This is a genomic window from Inquilinus limosus MP06, from assembly GCF_000767795.1.
GTDB classification, from domain to species: Bacteria; Pseudomonadota; Alphaproteobacteria; order DSM-16000; family Inquilinaceae; genus Inquilinus; species Inquilinus limosus_E.
Map to the genome: position 1 here is coordinate 1 of NZ_JANX01000152.1, position 11504 is coordinate 11504.

General features: G+C 70.6%; 9 protein-coding genes. 2 read left to right on the plus strand and 7 right to left on the minus strand.

Going from position 1 to position 11504, the window contains the following annotated elements; translation table 11 throughout:
- The 6 genes from dapB to P409_RS14115 all read right to left on the minus strand — a co-directional run.
- Positions 1-661: 4-hydroxy-tetrahydrodipicolinate reductase (gene dapB, locus P409_RS14090; protein WP_052120606.1), on the minus strand; the 661-nt coding region annotated here is incomplete at its 3' end.
- Between the two features lie 116 nt (positions 662-777).
- Positions 778-1905 carry a molecular chaperone DnaJ gene (dnaJ, locus tag P409_RS14095; protein ID WP_034837563.1) on the minus strand — a complete coding sequence of 376 codons (1128 nt, stop codon included), beginning with the start codon at positions 1903-1905 and terminating at the stop codon, positions 778-780.
- Positions 1906-2040: 135 nt separating this feature from the next.
- On the minus strand, positions 2041-3960 hold the full coding sequence (gene dnaK, locus P409_RS14100) for a molecular chaperone DnaK (protein ID WP_034837565.1): 1920 nt from the start codon (positions 3958-3960) through the stop codon (positions 2041-2043).
- 194 nt (positions 3961-4154) lie between these two features.
- On the minus strand, positions 4155-4781 hold the full coding sequence (locus P409_RS14105) for a rhomboid family intramembrane serine protease (protein ID WP_034837570.1): 627 nt from the start codon (positions 4779-4781) through the stop codon (positions 4155-4157).
- A gap of 72 nt (positions 4782-4853) precedes the next feature.
- A complete protein-coding gene (locus tag P409_RS14110; protein ID WP_034837575.1) occupies positions 4854-5207 on the minus strand; it encodes an MmcQ/YjbR family DNA-binding protein in 354 nt (117 codons plus the stop codon).
- Between the two features lie 15 nt (positions 5208-5222).
- Complete coding sequence (locus P409_RS14115; protein WP_034837579.1) at positions 5223-5414, minus strand: zinc-finger domain-containing protein; 192 nt, start codon at positions 5412-5414, stop codon at positions 5223-5225.
- 103 nt (positions 5415-5517) lie between these two features.
- On the opposite strand from P409_RS14115, the gene P409_RS14120 reads away from it, so the two are divergent.
- The gene (locus P409_RS14120; protein ID WP_034837583.1) at positions 5518-6504 is read left to right on the plus strand and encodes an ABC transporter ATP-binding protein; all 987 of its coding nucleotides are present in this window, start codon (positions 5518-5520) and stop codon (positions 6502-6504) included.
- Positions 6505-6624: 120 nt separating this feature from the next.
- On the opposite strand, the gene cydC is transcribed toward P409_RS14120, so the two are convergent.
- Positions 6625-10227, minus strand: a complete 3603-nt coding sequence (cydC, locus tag P409_RS14125) for a thiol reductant ABC exporter subunit CydC (RefSeq protein ID WP_034837586.1) — start codon at positions 10225-10227, stop codon at positions 6625-6627.
- Between the two features lie 166 nt (positions 10228-10393).
- Between cydC and P409_RS14130 the strand changes: the two genes are divergently transcribed.
- Positions 10394-11302 (plus strand): LysR family transcriptional regulator, encoded by a 909-nt coding sequence (locus P409_RS14130; RefSeq protein WP_034837590.1) that lies wholly within the window; start codon positions 10394-10396, stop codon positions 11300-11302.
- Positions 11303-11504: the final 202 nt, after the last annotated feature.

The following is an 11504-nucleotide window of genomic DNA, read 5'->3' on the forward strand; positions in this document are numbered from 1 at the left end:
CGCCGCGCAGCGTGGCGAAGCCGATGGCGCCCTCCGGCCGCCTGCCGTCGCGGTCGGTCGCCTTCACGGCGTCGAACTCGACGCCGCGGCCCTCGGCGGCGGCGCGGCCCAGCAGGATGGCGGTGCCGGAGGGGGCGTCGATCTTGTGGCGGTGGTGCATCTCCACCACCTCGATGTCCCAGCCGACGTCGAGGGCGCGGGCCGCCTGCCGTACCAGCGCCGCCAGCAGGTTCACGCCCAGGCTCATGTTGTAGGACTGGATCACCGGGGTATGGCGCGCGGCCCGGCCCAGCGCGGCCAGCTGCTCGGCCGAGAAGCCGGTGGTGCCGACCACATGCACCGCCTTGCCCTGGGCCGCGAGGGCGGAGAAGCGGATCGACGCCTCCGGCCGGGTGAAGTCGACCACCGCATCGGCGGTGGCGAAGAGCTGCACCGGGTCATCGCTGACGATGACGCCGCAGGCCGGGCGCCCGGCCAGGAGGCCGGCATCCTGGCCGATCGCGGCGCTGCCCTCGTTGCCGATCGCGCCATGCAGCATCACCGAGCCGTCGGTTGAGTCCAGCACGGCCTGGATCAGCATCCGGCCCATCCGGCCGGCGGCGCCGGTGACGCCGATCCTGACGGGGCCCTCGACGGGGCGGGGAGTGTCGCCGGCGGTCATGCGCAGGGTCCTTCGATGGTCCAGGCGTCCGGAAAAAGGACGCCTCGGCTCTTTGCGGTCCCTGGATCGCCGGGTCAAGCCCGGCGATGACGGAAAGGAGACATGCCGGTCCGCCGCTACTCCTTGAAGAACTCCTTCACCTTGGCGAAGAAGCCCTGGCTCTCGGGGCTGGTGCCGCCACCGCCCTCGCGCTCGAATTCCTCGAGCAGCTCGCGCTGGCGCTTGGTCAGGTTGACCGGGGTCTCGACCTGCAGCTCGACATACATGTCGCCGCGGCCGGCGGAGCGCAGCACCGACATGCCCTTGCCGCGCAGGCGGAAGCGGGCGCCGGACTGGGTGCCGGCCGGCACCGTGATCTTGGCGCGGCCGCCGTCGATCGCCGGGATTTCGATCGGCCCGCCCAGCGCCGCCGTGGCCATCGGGATCGGTGCCTTGCAGAACAGGTCGGCGCCGTCGCGCTGGAACAGCGCGTGCGGCCGCACCGACAGGAAGATGTACAGGTCGCCCGGCGGGGCGCCGCGCATGCCGCTCTCGCCCTCGTTCGACAGGCGGATGCGGGTGCCGTCATCCACGCCCGGCGGGATGTCGACCTTCAGCGTCTTGTCCTTGCGCACGCGGCCGGAGCCGCTGCAGTTCCGGCACGGATTCTTGATCACGCGGCCCTGGCCGCCGCAGCCGGGGCAGGTGCGCTCGACCGTGAAGAAGCCCTGGGAGGCGCGGACCCGGCCTGCGCCACCGCAGGTCGGGCAGGTCACCGGCTGGCTGCCGGGCTCGGCGCCCGACCCGTCGCAGACCTCGCAGGCGATCGAGGACGGCACCTTGACCGTCGCCTGTTTGCCGAGGAACGCCTCCTCCAGCGTGATCTCGAGGTTGAAGCGGACATCGGCGCCGCGGCCCGCCTGGGCGCGCTGGCCGCCGCCGCGGCGGCCGCCCATGAAGTCGCCGAACATCTCCTCGAAGATATCGGCGAAGCCGCCGGAGAAGTCGGCCCCGCCCGGGCCGCGCGGCCCGGCGCCGCCGTCGAAGGCGGCGTGGCCGAAGCGGTCATAGGCGGCGCGCTTCTGCTCGTCCTTCAGGACGTCATAGGCTTCGTTGATTTCCTTGAACTTGTGCTCGGCGGTCTTGTCGCCCGGGTTGCGGTCCGGGTGATATTGCATCGCCAGCTTACGGTAGGCCTTCTTGATCTCGTCCGCGCCGGCGCCGCGCGCAACCCCCAGAAGATCGTAAAAGTCCTGCTTCGCCATGCCGTCCTCGCCCCGAGCCGGGAGAGCCGTCGATGGGCCCCGGCCCGGATGAAAACCGCCCCCGCGCGGCCCGTCACGGACCCTCGCGGGGGCGGAACTGCCCCTTATCGGTGTATCGTGGTCATGCGACCGCGGTCACGCCGACTTCTTCTTCTTGTCGTCGTCGACTTCCTCGAAATCGGCGTCGACCACACCGTCATCCGGCTTCGCCGAAGCCTGCTCGCCGCCTTCCGGCGCCGCGCCCGACTCCTGGCTGGCCTTGTACATGGCCTCGCCGATCTTCATCGCCGCCTGGGCCAGGGCGTCGGTCTTGGCCTTGATCTGGTCGGCATCGTCGGTCGACAGCACCGCCTTCAGGTCGGCGACCGCGGTCTCGACCGCCGCCTTGTCGGCCGCGTCGACCTTGTCGCCGAACTCAGCCAGCTGCTTCTCGGTCGAGTGGATCAGGGCGTCCGCATGGTTCTTGGCCTCGACCGCCTCGCGACGCTTCTTGTCGCTCGCGGCATTGGCCTCGGCGTCCTTGACCATCTTGTCGATGTCGCCGTCCGACAGGCCGCCCGAGGCCTGGATGCGGATCGCCTGCTCCTTGCCGGTCGCCTTGTCCTTGGCACTGACATTGACCAGGCCGTTGGCGTCGATGTCGAAGGTCACCTCGACCTGCGGCATGCCGCGCGGGGCCGGCGGGATGCCAACCAGGTCGAACTGGCCCAGCAGCTTGTTGTCCGCCGCCATCTCGCGCTCGCCCTGGAACACGCGGATGGTCACCGCGGTCTGGTTGTCCTCGGCGGTCGAGAAGGTCTGGCTCTTCTTGGTCGGGATCGTGGTGTTGCGCTCGATCAGGCGGGTGAACACGCCGCCCAGCGTCTCGATGCCCAGCGACAGCGGGGTGACGTCGAGCAGCAGGACATCCTTGACCTCGCCCTTCAGCACGCCGCCCTGGATCGCCGCGCCGACGGCCACGACCTCATCCGGGTTGACGCCGCGATGCGGGTCCTTGCCGAAGAACTGCTTCACCGTCTCGATGACCTTGGGCATGCGGGTCATGCCGCCGACCAGGATCACCTCATCGATCTCGCTGGCCTTCAGGCCGGCGTCGCGCAGCGCGGCGCGGCACGGCTCGACCGTGCGCTGGATCAGGTCGTCGACCAGCGCCTCGAGCTTCGCCCGGGTCAGCTTGATGTTCAGGTGCTTCGGGCCGGACGCGTCGGCGGTGATGAAAGGCAGGTTCACCTCGGTCTGGACCGAGGAGGACAGCTCGATCTTCGCCTTCTCGGCCGCTTCCTTCAGGCGCTGCAGGGCCAAGCGGTCCTTGCGCAGGTCGATGCCCTGCTCCTTTTTGAACTCCTCGGCCAGGTAGTCGATGATCTTGGCGTCGAAATCCTCACCGCCCAGGAAGGTGTCGCCGTTGGTCGACTTCACCTCGAACACGCCGTCGCCGATCTCCAGCACCGAGATGTCGAAGGTGCCGCCGCCAAGGTCGTAGACCGCGATGGTGCCCGACGCCTTCTTGTCCAGGCCATAGGCCAGGGCGGCCGCCGTCGGCTCGTTGATGATGCGCAGCACCTCGAGCCCGGCGATCTTGCCGGCATCCTTGGTGGCCTGGCGCTGGCTGTCGTTGAAATAGGCCGGGACGGTGATGACGGCTTGCGTCACCTTCTCGCCCAGGAACGCCTCGGCCGTCTCCTTCATCTTCATCAGGGTGAAGGCGGAAATCTGGCTCGGGGCGTATTTCTGGCCGCGCGACTCGACCCAGGCATCGCCATTGTCGCCGGACACGATCTGGTACGGGACCAGGCCCTTGTCCTTCTGGGTCATCGGGTCGTCATAGCGGCGGCCGATCAGGCGCTTGACCGCGAAGATGGTGTTCTCGGGGTTGGTCACCGCCTGGCGCTTCGCCGCCTGGCCGACCAGCCGCTCACCCGACTCGGTGAAGGCGACGATCGACGGCGTGGTGCGCGCGCCTTCCGCATTCTCGATCACCCGGCCCTGGGCCCCATCCATGATGGCGACGCAGGAATTGGTCGTGCCGAGGTCGATACCGATGACTTTGCTCATCTCTTCCTCATTCCTTCAGCAGGTCACGGCTGGCCCTCGGTGAGGCACCGCCGGGACCCCCAATGTTTCCATGCCGCCCGCGGGCGGCTCTTGCTTCTCCGGTCATATAGGCGGGGCGTCCTCGGGCTGCAACGTCGAGTCTTCAGGATTGTGACCGCCCCGCACGGCTGTGGCCGCCGCGTCACGCTTGCCGCTCAGGCCCGTCGCGGCGCGCCCAGCAGCAGCCCGGCCAGGAAGCCGCCGATATGCGCCTGCCAGGCGATCTGGGCGTCCACGCCCATAAAGCCGCCGCCCATCACGGCGAACAGGGCGTTGGCGATGATGGTGAAGCCGATCAGGTTCAGGGCCAGCCGGCGGCCGGCCGGGTCGTGCCGGGCCAGCGCGATCCGGCAGAAGGCGCCGATGCAGCCCGACACCGCGCCTGAGGCGCCGATCAGCGTGGTCTGCTCACCCCAACTTGCGGCGATCTGCGCCAGGGCGGCGGCCACGGTGGTGACCAGCAGCAGCACGGTGTAGCGCCGAGGGCCGAATTGCCGCTCGCAGACGCTGCCGAAGGCCAGGAAGAAGCCCAGATTGGCGATCAGGTGGATCGGCTCGTAATGCACCAGGGCGTAGAACACCAGCGACGCGACCACGGACAGGGCGTCGAGCGGCGCCAACTGGCCAAGATAGCCGAAATAGGCCGGGACCACGGCCATGCGGTCGATGACGGGCGCCCAGACCGCCTCCGGCAACAGGTGCAGCGCGGCGAAGATCGCGATCATCGCGCCGCTCAGCCACAGGGTGATCGGCGGGACGTTGAAGATCGGCTGGCGCGACATGGCCCCTCGGGCGGTCGGAGACGGGTCCCGCCTCTTACAGGAGTGCCGGGCCGACCGGAAGCCCGCGTGGCTTTAACTCTTGCCCAGGATCTCCGCCCGCGCCGCCCGGGTCAGCTTGGCCAGGACCAGGCGATGCGCCTCGCGCAGATAGGCCTGCAGGTCGTCGGCAGGGAGGGCGCCCAGCGCCGCGGCCACCCATCTGGCGCGGGCCAGATAGGGTGCCGGGCGGATGCCCGGCTGCTCGACCAGCAGGATGTAGGAGAACTCCGACGCCTTGAACCAGGCCTCGGGCTCGCCGCGCGACATCCCGGCCAGGATGGCGAAGATCTTGCCGCCGACCTTGAACACATGGGCGCCGCCCCACTGCACGCTCAAGGCCGCGCCGGGCAGGGTCAGGCAGAAGGCCTCGACCGTTTCGGGCGTCATCGCGCCCTCCGCGGATCAGTGGCCGTGGCGGTTGGCCTTGCGGACGAAGCGGCGGCCGCAATAGTTGCACACCACCTCATGTTCATGCCCGATCGGGTAGTACACCATCGGGTGGCCCAGCGGGCCGCCGCCGCCGTCGCACCCGACGGTCTCGACATCGCGGTCGACCTCGATCACATCGGAGGGCTGAAGGGCGGCGGGCTGCATGGCTCGGAATTCCTGGCGGCAAGGGCGGACGGGCGATGATTGCCCGGATTCCGGCCGGATGATACCCATGGCGCCAAGCCGATCAACCATTTCGCACGGACCCATGGCCGCCGAGCCGCCGAACGCCGCCCCGGAGAGCGCCATCCGGCTGCGCGGGCTGACCAAGACCTATCGCGGGCGCAACAGGCAGCCGGACAAACTGGCGCTGCACCCGATCGACCTCGACATCCCCGCCGGCTCGATCTTCGGCCTCCTGGGCCCGAACGGCGCCGGCAAGTCGACGCTGATCAACATCCTGGCCGGCCTCGTCACCAAGACCGCGGGCGACGCCTGGATCTGGGGCTTCGATATCGGCCGGGCGACGCGCCAGGCGCGGGCGGCGATCGGCGTGGTGCCGCAGGAGCTGAACATCGACCCGTTCTTCACCCCGCGCGAGCTGCTGGACCTGCAGGCCGGGCTTTACGGCGTGCCGAAGGGCGAGCGGATCACGGCGGAGCTGCTGCAGGCGGTCGGGCTGGCCGACAAGGCCGACGCCTACGCCCGGACGCTGTCCGGCGGCATGCGGCGGCGGCTGATGGTGGCCAAGGCGATGGTGCATTCGCCGCCCGTCCTGGTGCTGGACGAGCCGACCGCCGGCGTCGATATCGAGCTGCGGCGCAGCCTGTGGGCCCATGTCCGGGCGCTGAACCGGGCCGGCACCACCATCGTCCTGACCACGCATTACCTGGAGGAGGCGGAGGAGCTGTGCGACCGGATCGCGATCATCGATCAGGGCCGCATCGTCGCCTGCGACAGCACCGCCAACCTCTTGTCCAGCGTCGACAGCAAGACCCTGATGGTGACCTTGAGCGAGCCGCTGGACGCGCTGCCCCCGGCCCTGGCCGCGCGGGGCATGGAGCTGGCGGGCGCCACGCGGCTGGTGGTGCGTTACCGGCCCAGCGAGACCCGGCTGGGCGACCTGCTCACCCTGATGGACCAAGCCGGCGTGCGCATCGCCGACCTGTCCACCGAGGAGACGGATCTGGAGGACATCTTCCTGCAGCTGACCGGCGAGGGCGCCGCCGCGGCAAGGCGGGCGGCTGGGGAGTAGAGCAACCCTCCCTCCAACTGTCATTGCCGGGCTTGACCCGGCAATCCAGAGGGTGTCGAGACCTCCTGGATGCCCGGGTCAAGCCCGGGCATGACAGTGAAAGTGGACGGTGGAGAGTCCCTACTGCGCCGCCTGGGCCGAGGCGAGCTGGCGGGAGACCAGCTGGGCATAGAGTCCGCCCCGGGCCAGCAGCGCTGCGTGCGTCCCGGTCTCGGCCACCCGGCCTTCGTCCAGCACCACGATCAGGTCGGCGTCGCGGATCGTCGACAGGCGGTGGGCGATGACGATGGTGGTGCGGTCGGATTGCAGCCGGTCCAGCGCCCGGCGTACCGCCTGCTCGTTGACCGTGTCGAGATGCGAGGTCGCCTCGTCCAGGATCAGCACCGGCGCGTTCTTCAGGAAGGCGCGGGCGATGGCGACGCGCTGGCGCTGGCCGCCGGACAGGGACGTGCCGCGCTCGCCCACCGGCGAGTCGAGCCCCTCCGGCAGGGTCTCGACCAGCTCGGTCAGCGAGGCGTGCTCGATGGCCGCCGCCAGCTCCACCTCGCTCGCCTCCGGCCGGGCGATGCGGATGTTGGCGCGCAGCGTGTCGTTGAACAGGTAAGTGTCCTGGGCCACCAGGGCGATGCGGCGTCGCAGGTCATCCTGCTTGTAGTCGCGCAGATCGGCGCCGTTGAGGGTGATCCGGCCCTCATCCGGGTCCCAGAACCGCATCAGCAACTGGGCCGTGGTGGTCTTGCCGGCGCCGGAGGTGCCGACCAGCGCCGCTGTCCTGCCGGCCGGGATCTCGACCGTCACCCCATCCAGCGCGCGCCGGCCTTGGCCGGGATAGGTGAAGCCAACGCCCTGCAGCGCCAGCGCCGCGGCGCCGGGCCCGTTCAGCACGTTGTCCGGCACGCCCGGCCCGTCTACCACTGGCACCGGCTCGGCCTTCAGCCCGTAGATGCGGCGGGTGGCGCCCAGCGTGTCGGCCAGCTGGCGGCCGACCTGCGCGATCTCCGACACCGGCAGGAAGGCGGCCATCGCCAGGATGGTCAAGAGCGGCAGCAGGCCGGGGTCGATCGCGCCCTGCGCCGACAGCGCCGCGCCGGTCACCACCACGGCCAGGCCGCCCAGGCCGGTCAGGATCTCCAGCAGGCTCTGCTGCCGGGTCAGCTCGGCGAAGAAGGGCAGGCGCAGCCGGATGAAGCGCTGCGACAGCGCGTCCAGCGTGTCGCCCCGCGCGGCCTCCTGCTGGAAGGCGACGATCTCGCCCAGCCCCTGCACCGAGTCGACGGCGAAGGCGCCGAGCTCGCCGGCCGCCTCCCGCGACTCGGAGCCGAGGCGGTCGACCCGGCGGCGCATCAGGAACGGGCTGATGGCGACGGCCAGCAGGAAGGGCAGCAGCGCCAGCGCGATCCACGGGCTGGCCCAGACCAGCACCGCCAGCACCGCGGCCGGCACCAGCACGGCGACGAAGGCCGGCGCCACGGTGTGGGCGAAGAAGTACTCCACCAGCTCGATGTCGTGGGTCACCAGCGCCATCAGGTCGCCGGTGCGCCGCCGCACCAGATAGGCCGGGGCCAGGGCGTCGAGCTTGCGGAACACGTCGGCACGCATGTCGGCCAGCAGGCGGAAGGCCATGTCGTGGGCGATCCAGGATTCCAGCCAGTGCAGCACGCCGGACAGCGGCGCGACGACGGCCAGGGCCCACAGCAGGGCGCCATAGGGCTGGCCGTTCTTCAGCGCCAGCAGCACCAGGGCGCTCAGCACGCCGACGCCGATGAAGGCGACGACGCGCAGCACGCCGAAGGCGAAGGTCAGGGCCAGCTTGCCCTTCCAGGGCATGGCCAGCTTCATCAGCTCGGCCACCAGCCGGCCCCAGCCCAGCCCCTCGGCCTTGAGGATGCCCTCGGTCTCGACCTTGGTCGCGGCGGCTGGCGCGGCGGGAGCCGCCTCGGCCGTGCGGGCGGCGACGGGCGCGTCGATGCCAATCGTATCGAAAAGGGGGCCGGCCGCCGATTCGCGCGCCTGCTCGGCCATCAGCCCGGCATAGACGCCGCCCTGCTGCATCAGCACAGCATGGGGGCCGCTCTCGACCACCCGGCCGCGGTCCAGCACCAGGATGCGGTCGCAGCCGATCACGCTCGACAGGCGGTGCGCCAGGACCAGCGTGGTGCGGCCCTGCATCAGCCGGTCCAGCGCCTCCTGGATCACCGCCTCGTTCTCGGCATCGACGGCGGACAGCGCCTCGTCCAGCACCAGGATCGGGGTGTCGCGCAGCAGGGCGCGGGCGATGGCGACGCGCTGGCGCTGGCCGCCGGACAGCTTCACGCCCTTCTCGCCGACCACGGTCCTGTAGCCCTGCGGCAGGGTCTGGACGAAGCCGTGGATGTTGGCGGCGCGGGCGGCGGCCTCGACCTCTTCCTCGGTCGCGTCCGGCCGGCCCATGCGGATGTTGTCCTCGACCGTGCCGTGGAACAGGAAGGTGTCCTGGTTCACCACCGAGATCATCGACCGGATCTGGTCGAAGGACAGGCCGCGCAGGTCGTGCCCGCCCAGGCGGATGGCGCCGGCCTCCGGGTCATAGAAGCGCAGCAGCAGGCGCACGATCGACGATTTGCCGCCGCCGGACGGGCCGACCAGGCCGATGCGCTCGCCGGCCTTCGCCTCGAAGCTCAGCGCCTCATGGATGGTGCGGCGGGTGCCGGGATAGCGGAAGCGCACGCCGTCGAATTCGATGGTCGGGGCCAGCGGCCGGTCCAGCGCCGCCGAGGCAGCATCCGTCACCTCCGGCACGTCGTCCAGCACCTGGTAGATGCCCTGGGCGGCGGACAGGCCGACCATGCCCTGGTGCAGCACCGACCGCAGCTCGCGCATCGGCCGGAAGATCTCGACGCCGAGCATCAGGATGACCAGCAGCGCCGACAGGGCCATGGCGCCCGACTCGACCCGCCAGGCGCCCAGCGCCAGCGCCGCGGCGGCGCCGCAGGCGATGGCGCTGTCGGTGATGCCGCGGGCCAGCACGTTCGTGGCCAGCACCCGCATGGTGCTGCGGAAGACGGACTGCGCCTTGGTCTTCAGCGTCGTGGCCCGCGCGCCGCTCTGGCCGAAGGCCTTCAGCGTCGCCAAGCCCTGCACCGAATCCAGGAACTCGGCGGCGAAATCGGCATAGACCTGGCGCAGCTGCAGCGAACTGCCGGTCTCGTGCTTGTGCCACAGCGCCGGGCCGAACAGGGCGATCAGGGCGAAGGCGAGCATCACCGCCGCGACCGGAAGGTCGACGAAGGCGATGGCGGCGAAGATCAGGACCGGGGTCAGCAGCGAGATCAGGAACTGCGGCAGGAACTGGCCGAAATAGACCTCCAGCTGCTCCACCCCGTCGATCAGCGACAGGGTCAGCGCGCCGGAGCGTCGGCGGGCCACGGTGCCGGGCCCCAGCGCCGCGATCCGGTCGAAAATGGTGCGGCGCAGCCGGGCCTGGACCTGCGATGCGGTCTCATGCGCGATCATCACCCGCCAGTGCTCGAACACGCCGCGCAGCACCATGACGCCGGCGACCAGGGCGATGGAGGGCACCAGATCGGCCAGCGGCCGGCCGGCGAAGACCTGGCCGATCAGCCAGCCCAGCAGGGCCAGGCGGGCGACGCCGAGGGCGACCGAGACCAGGCCGATCGCCACGGCCCAGACGATGCGCAGGCGGACCCCTTGCGTGAACTGCCACAGGCGCGGTTCGAAATGCATCGCGCGTGTTTCCCTCTGATGGAATGACGCCGCCGGTCGCCTGTCGTTCGGATGGGTCGGGCCGGCCCCGACCTGACGATAATGTGAACGCTGGTGAACGGAATTCGACAAATTCGAGGAGGGGCTGTACGTTTCTGTTCAGGTCTATCGATGCGGGAGACCGGCCATGCCGGCCGATTGGGACGATCTGCGCGTGTTCCTGACCCTGGCGCGCGAGGGCAACCTGACCGCCGCGGCGCGGCGGCTGCAGGTCAGCCACCCGACCGTGGCGCGGCGGGTGCGCGGGCTGGAGGAGGCGATCGGCGCCCGGCTGTTCGACCGGCTGCCCGACCGCTTCGTGCTGACCGCGGCGGGCGAGGAGCTGCTGGCCGACACCGAGGCGATGGAGCGCGCTGCCGAATCGATCCAGCGCCGCAGCGCCGGCCTCGGCGACACTGCGCACGGCACGGTGCGGGTCTCGGCCGGCGAAGCGATGGCGGGGTTCCTGGCCGACCACCTGCCGCGGCTGCGGCGCGGCCTGCAATGCATCGAGATCGAGCTGGCGGCCAGCCACATGCTGGTCAACCTGTCGCGGCGCGAGGCCGACCTCCTGATCCGCGAGCAGGTGCCGGACATCCCGAGCCTGGTGGCGCGGCGGCTGGGCCGGGTGGAATACGCGATCTACGCCGCCCGCGGCCGCGAGGTCGCCGACACGTCGCCGGAGGGGCTGCGCGGGGTGACCTGGGCCGGCTTCGACGAGGAGCACGCCTACATGCCCGGCCAGGCCTGGGTGGCGGAGCTGCTGCAGGGGGCCCGGCCGGCGGTGCGGGTCAACAACTGGCTGGTGCTGCAGCAGGCGGTGCGCAGCGGCGAGGCGGTGGGCCTGCTGCCCTGCTATGCCGGCGACCCGGATCCCGGCCTGCGACGGCTGGGGCCGGTGCTGGAGGAGGTCGGGGTTGACCAGTGGCTGCTTGTGCACCGCGACCTGCGGGCCCTGTCGCGGGTGCGCCGGGTGATGGATTCGCTGGTGGCCCTGTTCCGCGAGCGGCGCGACGTGCTGGAAGGCCGGCTGCCGCAGGAGGTCGCGACGCCTTGATCCTGCCGCGGCCGGCGGCTGAAATGGGGGCATGGCGAGCGACCTGACCGTGACGAAAGCACCCCCGAGTCCCCCCTCCCCTTGCGGGAGGGGGGTAGGGAGGGGTTGTCGATCGAAGGAAGCCGCCGTCGGCAGGATTTGATCGGGCTCTGGTTCCTGCGTCTCCGGGGATGGTCCTTGCTGCCCGAACCCCTCCCCCTAC